At 67.6% G+C, this 20062-nt stretch carries 20 protein-coding genes; 8 read left to right on the top strand and 12 right to left on the bottom strand.

Annotation, left to right across the window (positions count from 1 at the left end; genetic code table 11):
* The first annotated feature begins 98 nt into the window (after positions 1-98).
* From AB4Z10_RS14165 to AB4Z10_RS14150, 4 genes are all read left to right on the top strand, one after another.
* Positions 99-2585: a heavy metal translocating P-type ATPase gene (locus AB4Z10_RS14165; RefSeq protein WP_441471021.1), complete on the top strand. Its 2487-nt coding sequence runs from the start codon at positions 99-101 to the stop codon at positions 2583-2585.
* 1 nt (position 2586) lies between these two features.
* Positions 2587-2997, top strand: a complete 411-nt coding sequence (gene cueR / locus AB4Z10_RS14160; RefSeq protein WP_441471020.1) for a Cu(I)-responsive transcriptional regulator — start codon at positions 2587-2589, stop codon at positions 2995-2997.
* Positions 2998-3173: 176 nt separating this feature from the next.
* A complete protein-coding gene (locus tag AB4Z10_RS14155) occupies positions 3174-4592 on the top strand; it encodes a M20 family metallopeptidase (protein ID WP_441471019.1) in 1419 nt (472 codons plus the stop codon).
* Between the two features lie 212 nt (positions 4593-4804).
* A complete protein-coding gene (locus AB4Z10_RS14150; RefSeq protein WP_441471018.1) occupies positions 4805-5362 on the top strand; it encodes a MarR family winged helix-turn-helix transcriptional regulator in 558 nt (185 codons plus the stop codon).
* Here AB4Z10_RS14150 and AB4Z10_RS14145 read toward each other — a convergent pair.
* From AB4Z10_RS14145 to AB4Z10_RS14100, 10 genes are all read right to left on the bottom strand, one after another.
* A complete protein-coding gene (locus AB4Z10_RS14145) occupies positions 5319-6029 on the bottom strand; it encodes an ABC transporter ATP-binding protein (protein WP_441471017.1) in 711 nt (236 codons plus the stop codon). The two genes, AB4Z10_RS14150 and AB4Z10_RS14145, sit on opposite strands and share 44 nt — an antisense overlap.
* Positions 6029-6802, bottom strand: a complete 774-nt coding sequence (locus AB4Z10_RS14140; protein WP_441471016.1) for an ABC transporter ATP-binding protein — start codon at positions 6800-6802, stop codon at positions 6029-6031. Before AB4Z10_RS14140 ends, AB4Z10_RS14145 begins: the two co-directional genes overlap by 1 nt.
* Positions 6799-8664, bottom strand: a complete 1866-nt coding sequence (locus AB4Z10_RS14135; protein ID WP_441471090.1) for an ABC transporter permease — start codon at positions 8662-8664, stop codon at positions 6799-6801. The genes AB4Z10_RS14140 and AB4Z10_RS14135 overlap by 4 nt, the downstream gene beginning before the upstream one ends.
* Before the next feature lie 206 nt (positions 8665-8870).
* Entirely contained in the window at positions 8871-10076 is a 1206-nt protein-coding gene (locus AB4Z10_RS14130) for an ABC transporter substrate-binding protein (protein WP_441471015.1), read from the bottom strand.
* Between the two features lie 391 nt (positions 10077-10467).
* Complete coding sequence (locus AB4Z10_RS14125) at positions 10468-10710, bottom strand: hypothetical protein (protein ID WP_441471014.1); 243 nt, start codon at positions 10708-10710, stop codon at positions 10468-10470.
* A gap of 69 nt (positions 10711-10779) precedes the next feature.
* Complete coding sequence (locus AB4Z10_RS14120; RefSeq protein WP_441471013.1) at positions 10780-11640, bottom strand: energy transducer TonB family protein; 861 nt, start codon at positions 11638-11640, stop codon at positions 10780-10782.
* Positions 11637-12086 (bottom strand): TonB system transport protein ExbD, encoded by a 450-nt coding sequence (gene exbD, locus AB4Z10_RS14115; RefSeq protein ID WP_441471012.1) that lies wholly within the window; start codon positions 12084-12086, stop codon positions 11637-11639. The genes AB4Z10_RS14120 and exbD overlap by 4 nt, the downstream gene beginning before the upstream one ends.
* A 3-nt stretch (positions 12087-12089) precedes the next feature.
* Entirely contained in the window at positions 12090-13106 is a 1017-nt protein-coding gene (gene exbB / locus AB4Z10_RS14110; RefSeq protein ID WP_441471011.1) for a tonB-system energizer ExbB, read from the bottom strand.
* Positions 13107-13443: 337 nt separating this feature from the next.
* Positions 13444-13794, bottom strand: a complete 351-nt coding sequence (locus tag AB4Z10_RS14105; RefSeq protein ID WP_441471010.1) for a winged helix-turn-helix domain-containing protein — start codon at positions 13792-13794, stop codon at positions 13444-13446.
* A 9-nt stretch (positions 13795-13803) separates the two neighbouring features.
* Positions 13804-14316, bottom strand: coding sequence for a GAF domain-containing protein (locus tag AB4Z10_RS14100; RefSeq protein WP_441471009.1), 513 nt, complete (start codon positions 14314-14316; stop codon positions 13804-13806).
* 94 nt (positions 14317-14410) lie between these two features.
* Between AB4Z10_RS14100 and AB4Z10_RS14095 the strand changes: the two genes are divergently transcribed.
* Positions 14411-14821: an NUDIX hydrolase gene (locus AB4Z10_RS14095; RefSeq protein ID WP_441471008.1), complete on the top strand. Its 411-nt coding sequence runs from the start codon at positions 14411-14413 to the stop codon at positions 14819-14821.
* A 54-nt stretch (positions 14822-14875) separates the two neighbouring features.
* Positions 14876-15673: a class I SAM-dependent methyltransferase gene (locus AB4Z10_RS14090; RefSeq protein ID WP_441471007.1), complete on the top strand. Its 798-nt coding sequence runs from the start codon at positions 14876-14878 to the stop codon at positions 15671-15673.
* A gap of 1 nt (position 15674) precedes the next feature.
* Here the strand turns inward: AB4Z10_RS14090 and AB4Z10_RS14085 are convergent, their stop codons facing one another.
* Complete coding sequence (locus AB4Z10_RS14085) at positions 15675-16250, bottom strand: NAD(P)H-dependent oxidoreductase (protein ID WP_441471006.1); 576 nt, start codon at positions 16248-16250, stop codon at positions 15675-15677.
* An 86-nt stretch (positions 16251-16336) separates the two neighbouring features.
* Between AB4Z10_RS14085 and AB4Z10_RS14080 the strand changes: the two genes are divergently transcribed.
* Both AB4Z10_RS14080 and AB4Z10_RS14075 read left to right on the top strand, forming a co-directional pair.
* The gene (locus tag AB4Z10_RS14080) at positions 16337-17224 is read left to right on the top strand and encodes a LysR family transcriptional regulator (protein ID WP_441471005.1); all 888 of its coding nucleotides are present in this window, start codon (positions 16337-16339) and stop codon (positions 17222-17224) included.
* A 705-nt stretch (positions 17225-17929) separates the two neighbouring features.
* Positions 17930-18220 (top strand): GlsB/YeaQ/YmgE family stress response membrane protein, encoded by a 291-nt coding sequence (locus tag AB4Z10_RS14075; RefSeq protein WP_441471004.1) that lies wholly within the window; start codon positions 17930-17932, stop codon positions 18218-18220.
* A gap of 21 nt (positions 18221-18241) precedes the next feature.
* On the opposite strand, the gene AB4Z10_RS14070 is transcribed toward AB4Z10_RS14075, so the two are convergent.
* A complete protein-coding gene (locus AB4Z10_RS14070) occupies positions 18242-20041 on the bottom strand; it encodes an SLC13 family permease (protein ID WP_441471003.1) in 1800 nt (599 codons plus the stop codon).
* Positions 20042-20062: the final 21 nt, after the last annotated feature.

The raw sequence follows: 20062 nt of genomic DNA, 5'->3' as shown, positions 1-20062 counted from the left end.
GCCAGCGCTCAGAACTTTCAAACGGCATCATATCACCCCTTGACCTTCCCATAATGGGAAGCCCCATATGGCTTGTCATCACCATGAAGGAGACGCCGATGACGGTCATCGACAGGAACAGGAACGACCTCGAGACGCTCGATCTGGGCGTCGAGGGCATGACCTGCGCCAGTTGCGTCGCGCATGTCGAGCGCGCCATCGCGGCTGTGCCGGGCGTCGATGCGGTCGCGGTCAATCTCGCGACCGACCGGGCCCATATCACCTTCGCCAAGGGTGCCACTGACCTCAAGCAGATCGAGGCGGCTGTCCGGCAGACCGGCTACACGCCGGTCGAGAACACGATCGAATTGTCTGTTTCCGGCATGACCTGCGCCTCCTGCGTCGGGCATGTCGAGAAGGCCCTGCGCGCCGTGCCCGGCGTCGTCGAGGCGACCGTGAACCTCGCGACCGAGCGTGCCAGCGTGAAGACGCTCGCCGGCGACGACGTCGTCCCTGCCCTGGTGAAGGCCGTGGCCGGCGCGGGCTACGAGGCGAGCCCGGTCGCGGCGGCCGATGCCGATGCCGCCACGCGCCGGCAGGCCGCCAAGGACGAGGAGCAGGGCAAGCTGCTGCGCTCGGTCATCCTGGCCGGCCTGCTGACCCTCCCGTTGCTCGTCGTCGAGATGGGCGGCCATATGGTCCCTGCCCTGCACCATTGGCTCGCGGGCACATTCGGTGAGTGGAACGTCCGCGTCTTCTCCTTCGTGCTGGCGACCATCGTGCAGTTCGGGCCAGGACTAGTCTTCCTGCGCAAGGGCTTTCCGGCGCTGCTGCGGGCTGCGCCCGACATGAACTCGCTCGTCATGCTCGGTACCGGCGCGGCCTATCTCTATTCGACGGTCGCGACCTTCCTGCCGAACCTGCTGCCAGCGGGCACGGAGGGCACCTATTTCGAATCCGGTGCGGTGATCGTGACGCTGATCCTGCTCGGCCGCTGGTTCGAGGCCCGCGCCAAGGGCCGCACCGGCGCAGCCATCCGCAGCCTGATCGCGCTCCAGCCCAAGACGGCCCGCGTGCTGCGCGACGGCGCCGAGAGCGATATCCCGGTCGAGAGCGTCCGCCCCGGCGACGTCGTCATCCTCAGGCCGGGCGAGCGCGTCCCGGTCGATGGCGAGGTCACGGACGGCACCTCCTTCGTCGATGAATCGATGATTACCGGCGAACCTGCGCCCGTGCGCAAGGAAGCCGGCAGCACCGTCACCGGCGGCACCGTCAACGGCTCGGGCGCGCTGCGCTTCACGGCGCAGAAGGTCGGTTCCGACACGCTGCTGGCCCAGATAGTACGCACCGTGCAGGCCGCTCAGGGCGCCAAGCTGCCGATCCAGGCGCTGGTCGACCGCGTCACCCTCTGGTTCGTCCCGGTCGTGATCGCTCTGGCGCTGGCGACCTTCCTGGTCTGGCTGAGCTTCGGGCCGAGCCCGGCCCTGTCGCATGCGCTGGTCAATGCCGTCGCGCTGCTGATCATCGCCTGCCCCTGCGCCATGGGTCTGGCCACCCCGACCTCGATCATGGTCGGCACCGGCCGGGGCGCCGAGCTCGGCATCCTGTTCCGGCAGGGCGACGCCTTGCAGGCGCTGAAGGACGTCCAGATCGTCGCCCTCGACAAGACGGGAACGCTGACCAAGGGCAAGCCGGAACTCACCGATATCGAGCCGGCTTCGGGGTTCGCGGCCGACGAAGTGCTGCGTCTCGTCGGCTCGGCCGAGAACCGCTCGGAGCATCCACTGGCGCTGGCGCTCGTCGCGGCGGCCAAGGCACGCGGTCTTGCGCTCGCCGAGCCGGCTGATTTCGCCAGCGATCCCGGCCGCGGGGTTACCGCGACGGTCGAAGGTCGCAAGGTCGCGATCGGCGGCCACAGGCTGATGGAAGAGGCAAAGCTCGATACCGCGCCCTTCGCGGCCCGCGCCAAGGCGCTGGCCGAAGGCGGCAAGACCCCGCTCTATGCCGCGATCGACGGCCGGATCGCCGCCGTCATCGCCGTTGCCGACGCGGTGAAGGAGACCACGCCCGCCGCCATCGCAGCGCTGCACAAGCTTGGGCTCAAGGTCGCGATGGTGACCGGCGACGACCGGCGCACGGCCGAGGCCGTGGCGCGCCAGCTCGGCATCGATGAGGTCCGCGCCGAGGTGCTGCCGACCGACAAGGCCGAGGTGGTGAAGGCACTGCAGAAGGGCGGCGCCAAAGTCGCCTTCGTCGGCGACGGCATCAACGACGCGCCTGCCCTCGCCCAGGCCGATGTCGGCATCGCCATCGGTACCGGTACGGACATCGCCATCGAGAGCGCCGATGTCGTGTTGATGTCGGGCGACGTCATGGGCGTGCCGCGCGCCATCGCGCTGTCGCAGGCCGTGATCGCCAATATCCGCCAGAATCTGGCCTGGGCCTTCGGCTACAATGCCCTGCTGATCCCGGTCGCGGCCGGCGTACTCTACCCGGCCTTCGGCATCCTGCTCTCGCCGGTTTTCGCCGGGCTCGCCATGGCCCTGTCGAGCGTCAGCGTCGTCAGCAATGCGCTCAGGTTGAAGCGCTTTCAGGTGGAGGCCTGAGATGAATATCGGCGAAGCCGCAACCCGCTCCGGCGTCAGCGCCAAGATGATCCGCTACTACGAGAGCATCGGGCTGATCACCCCGCCGGCCCGCACGGCGGCGCAGTACCGGGTCTATGCCGATGAGGACGTGCATACGCTGCGCTTCGTGCGCCGCTCCCGCGATCTCGGCTTCTCGCTGGACGAGACGCGCGAGCTGCTGACGCTCTGGCGCGACAAGAGCCGCGCCAGCGCCGATGTGAAGCGCCTCGCCATGGCCCATGTGCGCGAGCTCGAGGAAAAGGCGGCCGAGCTCAAGGCGATGGCCGACACGCTGCGGCACCTGGCGACGCATTGCCATGGCGACCATCGGCCGGACTGTCCCATCCTGGCCGATTTCGCGGCCGCCTCGCCGGTGCAAGCCAAGGCCTGAGACGCTGTTCCGCCATGCGCCTCCGGTCTGGACGCCGCAGGCCGAGATTGCTCATATGCCGCTGCCCACATGAGCCGGATCCGGTCAGGCCAACGCGACCTGCCCGGTGAATCCGTCTCTCAACAAATGACAGAGAGCCCGCGCCCCGTTCGGAACGGGCTCTAGGCGGAACGACAATGGACAATCGAAACGATCTCTGGCGGCATGTCGATGCGAACAAGGAGCGCCTGATCGCGCTGAGCGACAGGGTCTGGGGCATGCCGGAGGTTTGCTACACCGAGAAGCGCTCGGTGGCTGAGCACGTCGCCGAGCTGAAGCACCAGGGCTTCCGCATCACCGAGAACGTCGCCGACATCCCGACCGCCGTGATCGGCGAGGCCGGTGAAGGCGGCCCGGTCATCGCGTTCCTCGGCGAATACGACGCCCTGCCCGGCCTCTCGCAGGAAGCCGGGGCTTCCGAGCACAAGGAAATCGAGACCGGGGGCCACGGCCATGGCTGCGGCCATAACCTGCTCGGCTCGGCCGCGATGCTCGCCGCCGTCGCGATGAAGGAGTGGCTCGCCGAGAACAAGATCCCCGGCCGCGTGCGCTACTATGGTTGCCCGGCCGAGGAAGGCGGCGCCGCCAAGGCCTTCATGGTCCGCGCGGGCGCCTTCGACGATGCCGATGTCGCCATCAGCTGGCACCCGTCGAGCTTCTGGGAGGTCGCTCCAGCGCTGGCGCTCGCCAATACCCGCGCCGATTTCGTCTTCACCGGCCGTGCCTCGCATGCCGCCGCCGCGCCGCATCTCGGCCGCTCGGCGCTTGATGCCGTCGAGCTGATGAATGTCGGCGTCAACTACATGCGCGAGCACATGCCGTCCGATGCGCGCGTGCATTACGCGCTGCTCGACACCGGTGGCATCGCGCCGAACGTCGTGCAGGCCCATGCCCGCGTGCGCTATTCGATCCGCGCCCGAGACCTGCGCGGCATGCTCGAGCTCGTCCAGCGCGTGAAGAAGATCGCCGAAGGCGCCGCACTGATGACGGAAACCAAGATGGAGATGCGCATCGTCAGCGCCGTTTCCGACCTCGTCGCCAATACGCCGCTTGAGGAAGCCATGCACAAGGTCATGGAAGATCTCGGCGCGCCGCATTTCGACGACGCCGACAAGGCCTATGCCGAGAAGATCCGCGCGACACTCTCGCCGCAGGAGATCGCATCGATCTGGCGCACGATCGGCATGCCGGATACCGGCACGCCGCTCGCCGACTTCCTCGTGCCGCGCGATGCCAAGCGCAATCCGGCGATCGGATCGACCGATATCGGCGACGTCAGCTGGGCGGTGCCGACCGTGCAGGCCCATGCGCCGACCGTCGCGATGGGCACGCCCTTCCACACCTGGCAGGTGGTGGCGCAGGGCAAGTCGCCCGCCGCGCACAAGGCGATGGTCCATGTCGCCAAGGCGATGGCCGCGACCGGCGCAGCCGTGCTCAGCGACCCGGCCCTGATGGAAGCCGCCAAGGCCGACCACAAGGCCCGCCTCGGCAAGGAGGGCTACACCTCGCCGCTGCCGCCCGAGGTCAAGCCGCCGCTGACCATGTCGCTGGGCTGAGCGCGACGGAACCTCGCCGTCATTCTCGGGCGCCGCGCAGCGGCGACCCGGGAATCTCGTGCCGGTAGAGGCGCCCTTCCTTCACGAGATGCTCGGGTCAGGCCCGAGCATGACGGCTGTGGCTGCGTTGCCTTGCCGATTGAACGAACACACATGATCCGGGACAATGGGGCTCTGCTGCCAGCCGGCAGAATCGTCCGCCCGGAGCAACCATGGATCGCGCAGAAGAGTCGGACGGCGGACTGGGCCGGCATCACCGCTCGGCCAGCGGTCAGGCTGATTCCACTGTTCCCGAACCCGTCGATCTGGCTGGCTATGTGCTGGACGAGCAGTTCGGCTTCCTGCTGCGGCAGATGCAGCAGCGCTATGTCGCGATGTTCCAGCAGATGATGGGCGAGGACGGGCCGACGCCGCCGCAATTCGCGGTCCTGTGCCGGCTTGCCGCCGATGGGCGGATTTCCCAGAACCAGCTCGGCCGCATGACCGCGATGGACCCGGCCACCATCCGGGGCGTGGTGACGCGCCTGGAAGAACGCGGACTGGTCGAGCGCCTGCACGATCCCGACGACAAGCGGCGCGTGCTGGTGCAGCTCGGTCCACGCGGGCGCGAGCAATTGCCGGGTTATGTCGAGCGCGCCAAGGCGATCACAATCGCCGCCCTCGATCCGATCAAGGATCGGGAAGTCGCGCCCTTGCTCGATCTGATGCGGCGCCTGCTCGCCGGCTTCAAACCGCCAGATACTGGCTCCGCGCCGCCTCGTCGGACTTGAGCGCCGCCATCGTATCGTCGAAGCGGATCAGCCCCTTCTCGATGATGACGGCGCGGTCGGCGACGCTGCCGGCGAAATGCAGGTTCTGCTCGGAGAGCAGCACGGACAACCCTTTGTCCTTCAACACGCGGATCGTCTCGGCCATCGCCTCGACAATGATCGGCGCGAGCCCTTCCGAGGGCTCGTCGAGCAGCAGCAGGCGCGGATTGCCCATCAGCGTGCGGGCAATGGTGAGCATCTGCTGCTCGCCGCCCGACATCGCGCCGCCCGGCCGGTCGCGCATGCGCCCGAGATTGGGGAAGAGCGCGAACAGCCGCTCGGGTGTCCAGTGCGGAGCGCCCGCTCGCGCCGGCTGGCGCCCGACTTCGAGGTTCTCCATCACCGTCAGCTCCGAGAAGACGCGACGATCCTCCGGGACATAACCGACGCCGAGGCGGGCGATGGCGAAGGGCTCGCGGCCGGCGATCTCCTTGCCTTCGAAGCGGATCGTGCCGCGCGGCTGCGGCACCAGCCCCATCACCGTCTTCATCGTCGTCGACTTGCCGGCGCCGTTGCGGCCCATCAGCGCCACGACCTCGCCACTTCCGACCGAAAAGCCGACACCGTGCAGGATCTGGGCGCGGCCATACCAGGCCTCGACGCGGGAGAGCTCAAGCAGCGGCGCCATCAGTGCCCTCCCGACGTCGCGCCGGAGCCGAGATAGACGGCACGGACCTGCGGGTCGTTGCGGACCTCGGCGCTGGTCCCGGACGCGATCAGCCGGCCGCGGTCGAGCACCAGCACGCGGTCGGCATGGGCGAAGACGACATCCATGTCGTGCTCGGTGAACAGCACAGCGATGCCGCGCTCCCTGGCGATGCCGGCGGTCAGTGCCATCAGCGCAATCCGCTCCTGCGGCGCCATGCCGGCGGTGGGCTCGTCCATCAGCAAGAGCTTCGGCGCATTGGCGAGCGCGATGGCGAGTTCGACCCGCTTCAGGTCGCCATAGGCCAGCACGCCGCAGGCGCGTTCGGCCTGCTCGCGCATGCCGACCTGATCGAGCAGCCCGTCCGCCGCCTCACTGTGGCGCCGGTTGGCGCGGCCGAAAAGGCGCCAGCTCTCGCCGGCATGCGAGATCAGCGCCATCTGGACGTTCTCGCGCACGGTCATCGAGGCGAAGGTCGCGGTGATCTGGAAGGTGCGGCCAACTCCGAGTCGCCAGACCTTGCGCGGCGCGAGCCCGGTAATCGGGCGGCCCTCCAGCAGGATCTCGCCGCGATCGGGCTTGAGTTGCCCGTTCAACATGTTGAAGCAGGTCGTCTTGCCGGCGCCGTTGGGGCCGATCAGGGCCACGAGCTTTCCCGCTTCGACCGAGAACGACACGCCATCGACCGCCTTCACGCCGCCGAAGGATCGGGCAAGGTCGCGGGCCTCAAGCACGGCAGGCACGGGCGCGCTCATCTTGCAGCCGCCTCCGGTGCGGCGCTCTCGCGCCGGGCACGCCAGAACAGCCAGGTGCCGACGAGGCCGCGCGGGAACAGCACGACCAGGAGCACGATCGAGAGACCCAGCGCGAAGCGCCAATAGGTCGTCAGCTTCGCGAGCTGCTCGTTCAAGCCCATATAGGCGAAGGCACCGACGACCGGCCCGGCCACCGTCTGCACGCCGCCGAGCAGTACCATGAGCAAGGCATCGACCGAGCGCGGGATCGCCATATAGGTCGGGAAGACCGAGCCTTTCGAGAAGGCGAAAAGCCCCCCTGCGATACCGGCCGCGAGCGCGGCGATGACGAAGGCCGCCCATTGCAGGCGCCCGACATCGAGGCCGATCGCCTCCGCCCGCAAGGGGCTGTCGCGGCCGGCGCGCAGGGAATAGCCGAAGGGCGCGAAGATGATGAGGCGGAGCGCCAGGATCACGAGCACGGCGATGGCGAGCGCGAGATAATAGAAGGCTGTCTTGGAAACCGCCCAGGCCGAGGGCCAGACACCGAGGATGCCGTTGTCGCCGCCGGTCAGATCCACCCATTGGAAGGCCGTGGCCCAGGCGATCTGGGCGAAGGCCAGGGTCAGCATGGCCAGGTAGACGCCCGAGAGCCGCACGCAGAACCAGCCGAAGATCGCGCCGGCGACGCCCGCCATCAGCGGTGCCAGCACCAAGGCCGGCTCCATCGATGCGCCCAACCATTTCACCGCCAGCGCCGCACCATAGGCGCCGAGGCCGAAATAGGCGGCATGGCCGAAGGAGATGATGCCGCCGGGCCCCATCAGCAGATGCAGCGAGGCGGCGAAGACCGCGAAGATCACCAGATCGGTCAGCGTCAGGACGAGATGATCCGGCACAAGGAGCGGCGCGAGGACCAGGAGGACGAGCGCCACGGCCCCAAACGCCCTGGCCGCGCCGTCGGCCGGGCGCAGCAGGAAGAGCTGGCCGGCATGGCCGCGCGGCTCGGCAGCGGCCCTGCCGAGCAGGCCGTGGGGCCGGGCGATGAGAACCGCCGCCATCACCAGGAAGACGAGGACAAGCGTGATCTTGGGCAGGATCAGGATGCCGAAGGCGTGGAGCACCCCGATCAGGACGGCGGCGAGATAGGCGCCGGTCACGCTGCCCAGCCCGCCGACCACGACCACGACGAAAGCCTCCGCGATCATGGACAGGTCCATGTGCAGGTTGATCGCCTCGCGCGGGAGCTGGAGCGCACCGCCCAGCCCCGCAAGGGCTGCACCGAACGCGAAGACCGAGGTGAAGAGCAGGCGCTGGTTGACGCCGAGCGCGCTGACCATCTCACGGTCTTCAGTCGCGGCCCGGATCAGCACGCCCCAGCGCGTCCGGTGGAACAGGAGCCAGATCAGTCCGAGCACGACCGGACCGACCGCGATCAGGAACAGATCGTAGCTCGGGAAGCGGCCGTCGAACAGGAAGACGAAACCTTTGAAGCCGGGCGCGCGCGGACCGAGCTTGTCCTCCGGCCCCCATATCGCCAGCGCGATGTCCTGCAGCATCAGCACGACACCGAAGGTGGCGAGCAGTTGGAACAGCTCCGGCGCCTGATAGATGCGTCTGAGTATCGTGACCTCGATCAGCGCGCCGACGAGGCCTGTGAGCAGCATGGCCAACACCACGCCGCCCCAGAAGCCGAAGGCATCGGCCGGGCCGAAATACGTCACCAGCGTGAAGGCCAGATAGCCGCCCAGCATGTAGAGCGAGCCATGGGCGAAGTTCACGATGCGCGTGACGCCGAAGATGATCGACAGCCCGCACGCGACCAGGAACAGCGACGACGCCGAGGCCAGGCCGTTCAGGGTCTGGGTAAGGACGAGATTCAGCATGTCGTCTCGGGCGGGCGATCGATCTCAGATGGAGGAGGGCTTGACGGGGGCGAGTTCCGAATCGCGCCGGCGCTTCGCTCCGTCATTCTCGGGCGAAGCGAAGCGTAGACCCGAGAATCTCCCGCCGAAAGAGGCTCAGGAGCCTCAGGCGTCAAGAGATGCTCGGGTCAAGCCCGAGCATGACGCGCGGCGCCCCGCCGAACTCAGACGGCCGGGCGCAGCTTGCGGACCTCGTCATCACCAGGCAGGTATTTGGCGCCGTCGCGATAGCTCCAGTCGACCATTACGCCCTTGCCGTTCCTTTGCGCGCTCTTGCCGACATAGGCGCCGAGCGTCGACTGGTGGTCGATCTTGCGGAATTCGATCGGGCCGAAGGCCGAGCCGAACTTCAGCCCCTCGAAGGCGTCGACCAGCTTCTCGTTGTCGGTGGAGCCCGCCTTCGCCAGCGCGGCCGCGATGGCCTGCACCGTCTCGTAGCCGACGACCGAGCCCAGCCGCGGATAGTCGTTGTACTTCGCCTTGTAGGCGTCGCGGAACTTGACGTGCTCCGGCGTCTGCAGGTCGGCATGCGGATAGCCGGTGATGATCCAGCCCTCCGGCGTCTCGGCGCCGAGCGTGTCGAGATATTCCGGCTCGCCGGTCAGCATCGAGACGACCTCGCGCCCCTCGAACAGGCCGCGCGTATTGCCGGCTCGGACGAAATTGGCGAGGTCGACCGCGAAGGTGACGTTGAAGATCGCCTCGGGCTTGGCGGCTTCCAGCGCCTGGACGGTGGCGCCGGCATCGATGCGGCCGAGCGCGGGGAACTGCTCGGCGACGAAGGTCACGTCGGGGCGCGCCTTCAGGAGCAATTCCTTGAACCATTTCACTGCCGACTGGCCGTATTCGTAGTTCGGCGCGACGATCGCCCATTTCTTGGCCGGGAGCTTGGCCGCTTCCTCGACCAGCATCGCGGCCTGCATGTAGGTCGAGGGGCGCAGCCGGAAGGTGTAGCGATTGCCCTTCGACCAGACGAGCGCGTCGGCCAGCGGCTCGGAGGCGACATAGAGCCTCTTATTCTGGTTGGCATAGTCGGCGAGCGCGAGGCCGACATTGGAGAGGAAGCCGCCGGCGATGATGTCGACCTTCTCGGCGGTGGCGAGATCGGCAGCGTGGCGCACTGCGTCTTCCGGCTTGCCGGCGTCGTCGCGGAAGACCGTCTCGAGCTTGCGGCCGAGCACGCCGCCGGCCGCATTGATCTGCTCCTGCGCCAGTTCCCAGGCCTGGCGATAGGGTTTCAGGAAGGCCGGTTGGGCGGTATAGCTGTTGATCTCCCCGATGCGGATCGGCCCTGCGCCCTGGGCGCGTACCAGGCCGGGCGTTCCGACGGCGGCGACGCCGGCGATGAAACTGCGACGATCGATCTGCATCAGGCTGTCCTTCGCTCCGCTTCGGCCGCGATCCGCGCCGATACCACCCGCCGCCAGACGCGGCAGGAGCGGAATTCATATGAATGCATATGAAATTCCATGCTGACTGATTGTCAACAGCTTCTCGGCAATGCAGCAGAAGCAGGGCTGCCCAGAAACGCGGCGCGGCAATCGCTGAATCGCGGTAAAATGTTTTGATTTCAAAGACATGACGACAGGTGAAAAATAAGTCAGTGCTGCTGCCCTTTTTCTCTTGCGGCAGCGAGGTAGCGCACTTATTTATTGCTCAGCGCAGCAGAGATGTTGCGTCGCCCTCCTTGGGCGTTTCCTCCCTAGACTTGGGCTGCGCTTTCCGGCGCGGCCCTTTTTTCTTGCCTGAGAGCTCCTGCGCTCACCACCAGCGGCCGCCGTAGTACCAGCCCGGCGGTGCATCGTATCGGTCGAAACTAGCGCGCCGATCCGCCGCGCGATTGAGGTCGAGCTGCAGCAGGCAGTTCGCGAACCCTTCGCTCGATGTCCGGAAACCGAAAGAGTGGCAACGCGCCTCGTCGGCCGCGCGCAGCTCGGCATCCGTCACGCAGCCGCTGCACGCGAGCGCAAGGAGAGCGCCGGCGACGAGCTTTCCGATACTCATGCCGCGTCTCCTCTGCGCACGGGCTGCACACGTGATACGCGCATGCGGCCCTCCGGTTCCAGACCTGCCTCAGCGCGAAAACCGGACGGGCACCGCGAGCGCGATCGAGCTGCCGCCAATCCCGTCCGGCGGTGCCGGCACCGGGCTCGCCCGTCGAATCATCGCGACCGCCTCGTCGTCCAGTGCGGCGTCTCCCGAGCCGCGGACCAGCCGGGCCGAGAGAACCCGGCCGCCACGGTCGATGCTGAAGGCGACCTGGACGGTTCCGGGGCTGGCGCCGTTCGGGAAGCGCTTGAAGCGGTTGAGATGGGCGATCAGAGAACCGCGCCAGCTGGCATTGGCGGCCGGCGAAGCGCTCGGGGAGCCCGAGGCAGGAGCGGCTGCTTGCGCAGCGGCCTGCGCCTGTGCGACCGGCGCCGTGGTCTGCTCGGCCTTCGGCTTGTCCGGGTCCAGCGGCTTTCGGCGCTCGACGACCTTCGGCTTGGGCTTGGGCTTTGGCTTTACCTCCGGCGGCTTCGGCTGCTCCTTTGGCGGCGGCGTCAGCACGGCGGCGGCGTCAGGCAGCGAGGGCAGCTCGGGGATTTTGATCTCGGGTTCTGGGATCGCGACCGGTTCAGGCTCCGGCGGTGGGGGCTCGGGCTCCTTGGGTTGCTCGACCGGCTCGGGTGTTGGCGGTTCGGGCTCGGGCTGCGCCTCGACCATCTCCGGCCCCGGCGCGACATCCCGCTGCGGCGCCTCGGGCGCGACGGCGAGCGGGGCGAGCTCGATCATGACGGCGGCGGGCGGCGTGCCCATCGCGGCCTCGGCACGCTGCCAGTTGGCCACGACCCAGCCGGCCGCGCCATGGGCGCTCGCCACTACGAGCGCCGCCACGCTCCAGCGCAGCGCCGCCGGTGCGAAGCGCGACAGCGAACGGCGCTCCAGGCTCATGGCTTGGTCCCCGCAGCAGCGCCTTGCCCGGTGTCCTCGAGGCCGACGAGCGCGATCTTGAGGTAACCGGCGTTACGCAGCAGGTTCATCACATCCATCAGCTCGCGATAGGCGACGGTGCCGTCGGCACGCAGGAAGACGCGCTGCTCGCGGTCCCGGTTCGTGCGCTGGTCGAGCGTCGCCTGCAGGGTTTCGCGCGGCACGGTGTCGTTGCCGAGGGCGAGCGAGAGGTCGCTCTTCACGGTCAGGAAGACAGGTGTATCCGGCCGCGGCTGTGGCTGCGCGTTCGACACCGGCAGATCGACCGCGACGTCGACCGTGGAGAGCGGCGCGGCCACCATGAAGATGATCAGCAGCACCAGGATGACGTCGATGAAGGGCGTGACGTTGATCTCGCTGACTTCGCCGAGATCGCCGTCCTGCGGGTCCTTGAGGGAAACGGCCATGGCTCACTCCGCCGGCACAAGCGGTGCGGAGGCGGACGCGGCGGCCGATGCCGAGGAGGCCGAGCGCGAGGTTGGCGCGAGCGCGCGCTGGCGCCGTTCGAGATCGCGCGAGAGATGGCGCAGAATTTCGCCTGAAGCGTCCGACAGGGTGGCGCGATAGCCGGTGATCGCGCGGGCGAAGACATTGTAGATGATGACGGCGGGGATCGCCGCGACGAGGCCGATCGCGGTCGCCAGCAGCGCCTCGGCGATGCCCGGCGCCACGACCGCGAGGTTGGTCGTCTTCGCCTGGCTGATGCCGATGAACGAGTTCATGATGCCCCAGACCGTGCCGAACAGGCCGACGAAGGGGGCCGTTGAGCCTATGGTCGCGAGCAGCCCCGTTCCGCGCGCCATGGAGCGACCGGCGCGGGCCTCGATCCGGGAAAGCGCGATGGCGACGCGCTCCTTGATGCCGTCCTCACCGAGATCGGCCGAGCGGCGCGTCTCGGAGAGCGCGGCGTTGAGAAGCTCGCCGACGGCGCCGCGCAGCTTGCCGTTCTTGGAAGCGGCGGCGCCGGCTGCGGCGTTCAGGCTGTCCGCCGCCTCGATGCGGCGCAACGCGCGTCCGGCCGCGGCCTTCGCGGCGGCGAGCTCCATCGCCTTGGCGAACCAGATCGTCCAGGTCACCAGCGAGGCGAAGGCGAGGCCGAGCATCACGGCCTTCACGACGATGTCCGCCGCCATGAACATGCCCCAGGGCGACAGGTCGTGCGGCAGCACCGCCGTCGCGGCCGGCGCGGCGGCGGGAGCCGATGGAGCCTCCGCCGTCAGCGGCGGATGCGCGGTGCTCGGCGGGTTCATGCCGAACTGTGACGGAACCGAAGGCAGCGGGTTGGTCGGGGTGGCCGGCTGAACTTGAGCGGCGGGAGGCGGGGCCGCGGCCGGAGTCTGGGCCGGCTGGCCCTGAGCCTGGACGGCCAGCCCGGACAGTGCCGAGAGACCCGCCGCGACGAGAGCCAGACGAAACGCGCGCATCATCACCAAGTCCAGTCTTCGCTGGAGGTAAGCTTACCCAGCCGCCGCCGGCTCGGAGTCTGTCGGTTTGCGCTCTTTGCACAAGGCCACAGGCCTCGCGCCCAAGAGATCATTCCGAATATCTGAGACTCCGCTGCTTCCTCATTGGAAAAATTACAAAAAAGACTTGCAGCACCTATTCTGCATATGCGATACGCCTGTTCGAATAGGGTCCGCATGTCAAGGCTAACTAGCCTTGAGCTGTGCTTGTGCGCGGTCTCCTTTCCGACGCCAAAGGCGATCGGGAAATTCCCACATAGCCGTTATTCGATGGATGCAGGGCTGTGCGCCGGCTCGCCCTTCAGGAATCCGTCGGCCGATCGATCTCGGCCTGAAGCGCGGCGAGGTGTTCGCTCGCTGCTGCGGTGGCGGCCTGCTCGACAGCCCGGAAGCGCATGATCAAGGCCTGGCCGAGATCGGTCACGCGGGCTCCGCCGCCGTTGCGACCGCCGGTCTGGCGCTCGACCACCGGCTTGCCGAACAATGTGTTCAGCTCCTCGACCAGCTCCCAGGCCCGCCGGTAGGACATAGCCATCGCCCTGCCCGCGGCCGAGATCGAGCCCTGCGCCGCGATCTGCTCGAGCAATTCGATCTTGCCGGGGCCGATCCGCCCCTCGGGATCGAGCTCGATGCGCAGGCTGAGCGACGGCACCGGAGCCGCTCAGGAGGCTTTGGCGAGATCGGCGCCCTCGCCGCAGGCGGTGAGATAGATCACTGCCATGCGTTCGATCCCGGCCTGGTCGGCGGCGTCGAAACGCGCGACCGAGGGGCTGTCGAGATCGATCACGCCGATGACGCCGTCACGGCCGATCAGCGGGACGACAAGCTCCGAACGGGAGGCCGAGTCGCAGGCGATATGGCCGGGAAAAGCATGGACGTCCTCGACCAGCATCGAGGCGCGGCGCACCACTGCGGTTCCGCAGACGCCCTTCCCGACGGGTATGCGCACGCAGGCCGGCTTGCCCTGGAAGGGGCCGAGCACGAGCTCGCCGTCTCGCATCAGATAGAAGCCGGCCCAATTCAACTCCGGCATCATCTGGTAGAGCAGCGCCGAGGTGTTGGCTGCGTTGGCGATCGGGTCGCTCTCCCCGGCGAGCAGGGCTTCGAGCTGGGCCGCGAGCTCGCGATAGAATGCGGCCTTGTCGGTCGTGTCGATGCGATGTGCCTCGAACATGGCTCTGCGTCTCGCTGAAGGTCTTTGAGTCCGAGGGCTGTCCTACCACCATCGACAGGCCGGCGCCAAAGCCCTTTCCGAATGCAGGCGGGTCATGGCAATCCTCCCCCCGCGCCATCTGAAAGGGAATCGACCTTTGAGCGGGACGATCCGGCGGCTGCGCATCGCGGCCGCTCTGCTGACCGACGAACGCCAGCGCCTGCTTCTTGTCAGGAAGCGCGCAACCACGGCCTTCATGCAGCCGGGCGGCAAGATCGAGCCCGGCGAGCAGCCGCTGGACGCGTTGCTCCGCGAGCTTCGGGAGGAGCTCGGTTTTTCCATTCCCCGCGATGAGCCGCGCTATCAGGGTCATTTCCTGCACCGGCCGCCAACGAACCCGGATTCACGGTCGAGGCGGAGATCTTCACGCTCGCTTTGCCCGCAAAGCCGCGTCCGGCCGCCGAGATTGCGGAGATCGCGTGGCTGGAGCCCGGCCAGCCGCCGGCTGTCGCGCTCGCCCCGCTGACTCGAGACCATATCCTGCCGCTCTGGCGTTCCCTCGCTTCGGAGACCTTGCGTGATGAATGAGCTGAACCCCGTGGCCGGCCTGCGCCGCGCCGATGGCAGCGCCGGAGACGCCGATTACGGCCGGATCGGCCAGGGCTATGCCGCCTACCGCCAGCCGGAGCCTGCCATCGCCGCCCTGATCGAGAGCGCGCTCGGCCCGGCCGGTCGCATCCTCAATGTCGGGGCCGGCGCAGGCTCCTATGAGCCGCGCAACCGCGACGTCACGGCGGTCGAGCCTTCCGCCTCGATGCGGGCGCAGCGGCCGGCCGGCATTGCCGTGGCCATCGATGCGACGGCCGAGAGACTGCCCTTCCCCGACCAATCCTTCGACGCGAGCATGGCGACCTTCACCGTGCATCAATGGCAGGACCTCGATGCGGGCCTGCGCGAGATGCGCCGCGTAACGCGCGGCCCGGTCGTGATCCTCTCCTGCGACCCGGAGCTGGTGGAAGCCTTCTGGCTCAACCACTACGCCCCCAACGTCCTAGCGACGGAGGCACGGCGCTATCCCTCGCTCGGGCATATCGGCAAGGTGCTGGGCGGCGATGTCGAGATCATCGCGGTGCCGATTCCCCTCGCCTGCCGCGATGGCTTCAACGAGGCGTATTACGGCCGGCCGGAACTCTTCCTGGAGCCGGGTGCACGCTCGGCCTGCTCCGCCTGGAGCTTCGTGAGCGAAGCCGAGAGTGCGGCGTCGATCGCCCATTTGCGGGGCGACATCGAATCCGGCGCCTGGGATTCCTGCTACGGCTTCCTGCGCAGCCAGCCGAATTTCGAAGGCTCGCTGCGCCTCGTCGTCGCGCGGCCCTGACTCAGGCGGCTTTCGGGCGGGGCACGGGTGTTTCCGCGATCCATCGCTCCAGAGCGATGGCGTAGTCCATGGCGGCGGCGTCAAGCGCGTGCTGCGGGAGCTTGTCCGCCCGGTAGAGGATAAAGGGCTCGCTCCACAACAGGCCGCAGCGATTTGCGGTGGCGCGCAGCGGGGCGAGCAGCTCGATCATCGGGAACATGTTCCGGCCGCCCGGCCGGTAGGCCTCAGGCACGTTGCCTGCGGTCGCGGCCAGCATCAGGGGCGTTCCTTCGAGCAACCGCCCTTCCGTCTCATAGGCAAGATAGAACATCCGGGTCAGCACGGCGTCCTGCCAGGCCTTCAACAATGCCGGCGTCGAATACCACTGGATCGGGAACTGCAGCACGATCCGGTCGGCCGTGAGCAGGCGGTCGGCCTCGCGCTCGGCGTCGCGGAAGATCTCGATCCCGCCCGGATAGCTCGCCTGCATGTCGACGATCTCGACGCCGGGCAGCCTGCCGGCTGCCGCAGCCAGTGCGGCATTGGCGTTGGACTGGGAGAGGTCGCGGTGGAAGAGGAGGATGAGCGTCTTGGTCATGGTCGTCTCCTGCGGTGGCGAGACGACCCTGCGGTCAAACAAGAAATTCTTCCAATCGATTATCGATCTATCACATTATCGAACCGATGAATTTAAGGTCGCTCGATCTCAATCTCCTGGTGGTTCTCGACGCGCTTCTGGACGAGGCGCATGTCAGCCGCGCAGCCGATCGGCTCGGGCTGTCGCAGCCGGCCACATCCGCAGCGCTGCAGCGTTGCCGCCATCTGTTTCGGGACGAGCTTCTCGAACGTGGCCGGGGAACGATGTTCCTGACGCCAAAGGCGGAATCACTGCGCGCCCCGCTGAAATCGCTGCTCGCCGGCGTGACGGAGCTCGTCGAGCCGCCGCAGGTGCCGCTCGCGGAAATCCGCCTGACCTTGCGCATCACCACGGCCGACTATCCGGCCGTGTTCCTGATCGGCCCGTTGCAGGAGGAGCTGCAGCGTTCGGCACCGGGGATCGATATCGTGATCCAGCCGTGGCATGGCGCCGATACTGCCCGCGCGGCCCTGGTCGAGGGCACCAGCGATATCGCCATTTCCGTGTTTCCGCCGGCGGAGGATGACCTCCATCGCGAGGAGCTTCTGGTCGAACACTATGCCGTCGCGATGCGCCGCGGTCACCCGGCCGAAGCCGCGTTCGGTCTCGCGGCGTGGCTGGCCTATCCGCATATTCTCGTATCCGGCCGCGGCGATACGCGCACTCCCGTCGATGCGGAACTCGCCAGCCGCGGCCTGACGCGGCGCGTCGGCTTCGTCGTGCCGAATTTCCAGATGGTCCAGGCACTGCTGCACGGCTCGGACATGATCGTCCTCCTGCCTTCGCGCGTGCTGTCATCCTTCGAGGGGCTGGTTTCGTTCCCGCCGCCGCTGCCGGTGCCGGGCTTCTCGCTCCATCTCGCCTGGCACCGGCGACGCTTGAAGGATGTCGCCCTGCAGCATGTCGCGGCTATTCTGACCAAGATGTTCCGGTAACGACACGGTTTGAAAGCCGCCTTGCAAGGTACCGAAGATATTGGCCGCACGGCTTCGCGCGCTCCACAGGCTGCTATGGGCCATGGAAGTGATTTGACGCTGGCGATTTTGCGCGAATGAGGGGAGCGAGGACACAAACCTTCCGGTCCCATCTCCACCGCTTCGACCTCATCAAATCGTTCCCATGGCCCATGACAGCCTCTAGACTGCTTTTTCCGAAGCCAGTCCGGAGCGCATCCCATGGAACGACGTTCATTTCTGTTCGGATTGCTTGCCCTTGCAACGGGCTCCGCCCTGGCCCTCCCGGCGCGGGAGGCCGAAGCGGCGCCGCGGCAGCCGACGCCATCGCCGGATCAGGAACTCAGGCTGCCGGACGGGAGGCCGATCGACTGGTCCCAGCATCGCAGGGGCCACCCGGTCCACCGCCGGCATCACTATCGGCACTGGCACCGCCATAATCGCCCCCGCAGGCGGGTTTGCCGGACTCATTGGGATCGATGGGGACGGCCTATTCGCCGGTGCCACTGGGTCTCGTTCTAGAGCATTTTCGAGCGCAGCGGGTATCGCTTCGCGTAAAGAAAATGCTTTAAAACAAAGAGCAAGAGCAGTTCCGCGTATCGAATAAACGCGGAGATGCTCTAGCGTTGTTTCTGCGGGCGGGCAAAGCGAACGTCCCGCCGCTATCGATCGCGACTTGGGGGGAACATGCAGACGCTCGATCATGTGATTGTCTGGATCATCATTGGAGTGATCGGCGGCGGCTTGGCTGGCCTCGCGATCAGATGGGACAGGCGCGGCTTCGGCTTCTTGCGGAATCTCGCCGTGGGTCTGGCGGGCGCCGTGGTCGGCGGCCTGCTCTTCCGGTGGCTCCAGATTCTGCCGGGCCTCGACAACATCGCGATTTCGCTCAGGGATGTGATCGCTGCCTTCGTCGGATCGCTGATCGTGCTCGTCGGCCTCTGGGGTTGGAAGCGCTTTGAAGGGCCCTCGGCCTGAGGCCGGAGCGCAGGCCACCCTTCAGAACCGCCAGATCAGCGGGACGTAGAAGACGGCGATCACGAAGAACCAGAGCATCAATGGCGCGCCGAGCTTCCAGTAGCTGTTGAAGCTGTAGCCGCCCGGACCCATGACCATCATGTTGGTCGCGGTCGCGATCGGCGTCAGGAACGAGGCGGAGCCGGCGACGCACAGGCTCATCAGGACTGGCCGCGGCGAGACGCCCATGCCGGCGGCTGCGGCCATGGCGATCGGGATGACCAGCATCGTCGTCGCCGTGTTGCTCATGACCTGGCCGAGGCTCGCGGTCAGCACGAAGAGGCCGGCGAGAAAGACGATGGGGCCTGCCCCGCCGGTCAGCGTCACGAGATGGTCGGCCACGATCTTGGCCGCACCCGACTGCACCATTGCGGTAGAGAGCGGCATCATCGCCGCGATCAGGATCACCGTCGTCCAGTTGATCGCGCGATAGGCCTGCTCGACGCTCATGATGCCGGCGCCGATCAGCGCCCCGGCACCGAGGAGCCCGGCGACGGCCGGCGGCAGGATGCCCGTCGCGAGCATTGTGACGAGGCCGGCCAGCACCGCCAGCGCGACGCCGGCGCCAGCCCCCATCGGCACGGCCTGGCGCCTGACGAGGTCGGGCGAGTTGACGACGAGCACGTCGGGATCGTCGAGATGCAGATCGAGCGCTTCCCAGCTGCCTTCGAGCAGCAGCGTGTCGCCGGCGGCCAGCGTTTCGCCCGGATCAATGTCGACGCCGGCCCGCTGGACGGCGAGCACGACGAGATCGCCGCTGTCGGTCACCATGCCCGGAAAGAGAGCGCGGCCGATCAGCGCCGAGCGCGGCGGAATCACGACCTCGGCCAGGCCCGAGCGCCGGCTGAACAGTCCTTTTTGAGCAGGATCGTCACGCAGGGCGAGGTGCTTGTCCGCCGCCAGCGTCGCAACGGCCTCGGCATCGCCGCGCACGAGGAGGTAGTCGCCCTCCGAAACCGCCGGCGCCCGCAGCGGCATTGCCGTGTCTCCGGCCTGCACAGCCATCAGGCTGAGCCGCCCATCCGCACCGAGATCGATATTGCCCGGTGCGACGCCGATGTAGGACGAGGTCGAGCGCACGCGCAGCCGGAAGATGCCGTCGCTCAGTCCGTAATGCTCGACGAGGGTCTGGGCGTGCCGGCTGAAATCGGCCGGCAGCCGCGCGCTGCTTTGCTGCGGCAGCAGGCGCTTGCCCAGCAGCAGGATGATCGCGATCGTGCCGGCCAGAAGCGGCAGGCCGACGAAGGCGAATTCGGCAAAGGCGAAGCCCTGCAGGCCGGCATCCTCCAGCGCCTCCGACACCAGGATGTTCTTGGGCGCCCCGGTCAGCAGGAGGTTGGAGCCGGCATGGGAGGCGAAGGCGAGCGGCATCAGCAACTGGGCCGGCGACTGGCGCAGCCGCACCGCCGCCATGACCGCCACCGGCATGAGGGCTGCGACCGCTCCGCTGCCACTGATGAAGGCGCTGAGACAGCCGGCTGCGACCATGATGATGATCAGTAGGCGCGTCTGGCCATCGCTGCCGGCCTTGGCGATCAGATATTGGCCCGCCCAGGCGGTGACGCCGGTCTTCTCCAAGGCCGCGCTGACGATGAAGAGACTGGCGACGAAAAGGGCGGCGCGGTCCCCGAAGCCGGCGAAGGCCTGCTCGAGCGTGACCACGCCGGTCGCCCACAGTGCCAGCGCCGCCCCGATCGCGACCACGACGACCGGCAGCCTGTTCCAGGTGAACAATACGATCGCGGCCACGGTGACGACGGCAGTGCTTTCGATCGGTGTCACGCAGCGGTCTCCTGCAGGCCT

It is taken from the genome of Allobosea sp. RAF48 (assembly GCF_052114025.1).
GTDB lineage: Bacteria > Pseudomonadota > Alphaproteobacteria > Rhizobiales > Beijerinckiaceae > Allobosea.
Note: the sequence above shows the minus strand (reverse complement) of the source record. Positions and strands in the feature narration are given on the sequence as shown.

What these genes read in the sequence shown, in the direction of transcription:
- AB4Z10_RS14165 (WP_441471021.1), top strand. Translation starts at nt 99, where the DNA reads ATGACGGTCATCGACAGGAACAGGAACGACCTCGAGACGCTCGATCTG.
- cueR (WP_441471020.1), top strand. Translation starts at nt 2,587, where the DNA reads ATGAATATCGGCGAAGCCGCAACCCGCTCCGGCGTCAGCGCCAAGATG.
- AB4Z10_RS14155 (WP_441471019.1), top strand. Translation starts at nt 3,174, where the DNA reads ATGGACAATCGAAACGATCTCTGGCGGCATGTCGATGCGAACAAGGAG.
- AB4Z10_RS14150 (WP_441471018.1), top strand. Translation starts at nt 4,805, where the DNA reads ATGGATCGCGCAGAAGAGTCGGACGGCGGACTGGGCCGGCATCACCGC.
- AB4Z10_RS14145 (WP_441471017.1), bottom strand. Translation starts at nt 6,029, where the DNA reads ATGGCGCCGCTGCTTGAGCTCTCCCGCGTCGAGGCCTGGTATGGCCGC.
- AB4Z10_RS14140 (WP_441471016.1), bottom strand. Translation starts at nt 6,802, where the DNA reads ATGAGCGCGCCCGTGCCTGCCGTGCTTGAGGCCCGCGACCTTGCCCGA.
- AB4Z10_RS14130 (WP_441471015.1), bottom strand. Translation starts at nt 10,076, where the DNA reads ATGCAGATCGATCGTCGCAGTTTCATCGCCGGCGTCGCCGCCGTCGGA.
- AB4Z10_RS14125 (WP_441471014.1), bottom strand. Translation starts at nt 10,710, where the DNA reads ATGAGTATCGGAAAGCTCGTCGCCGGCGCTCTCCTTGCGCTCGCGTGC.
- AB4Z10_RS14120 (WP_441471013.1), bottom strand. Translation starts at nt 11,640, where the DNA reads ATGAGCCTGGAGCGCCGTTCGCTGTCGCGCTTCGCACCGGCGGCGCTG.
- exbD (WP_441471012.1), bottom strand. Translation starts at nt 12,086, where the DNA reads ATGGCCGTTTCCCTCAAGGACCCGCAGGACGGCGATCTCGGCGAAGTC.
- exbB (WP_441471011.1), bottom strand. Translation starts at nt 13,106, where the DNA reads ATGATGCGCGCGTTTCGTCTGGCTCTCGTCGCGGCGGGTCTCTCGGCA.
- AB4Z10_RS14100 (WP_441471009.1), bottom strand. Translation starts at nt 14,316, where the DNA reads ATGTTCGAGGCACATCGCATCGACACGACCGACAAGGCCGCATTCTAT.
- AB4Z10_RS14095 (WP_441471008.1), top strand. Translation starts at nt 14,411, where the DNA reads ATGGCAATCCTCCCCCCGCGCCATCTGAAAGGGAATCGACCTTTGAGC.
- AB4Z10_RS14090 (WP_441471007.1), top strand. Translation starts at nt 14,876, where the DNA reads ATGAATGAGCTGAACCCCGTGGCCGGCCTGCGCCGCGCCGATGGCAGC.
- AB4Z10_RS14085 (WP_441471006.1), bottom strand. Translation starts at nt 16,250, where the DNA reads ATGACCAAGACGCTCATCCTCCTCTTCCACCGCGACCTCTCCCAGTCC.
- AB4Z10_RS14080 (WP_441471005.1), top strand. Translation starts at nt 16,337, where the DNA reads ATGAATTTAAGGTCGCTCGATCTCAATCTCCTGGTGGTTCTCGACGCG.
- AB4Z10_RS14075 (WP_441471004.1), top strand. Translation starts at nt 17,930, where the DNA reads ATGCAGACGCTCGATCATGTGATTGTCTGGATCATCATTGGAGTGATC.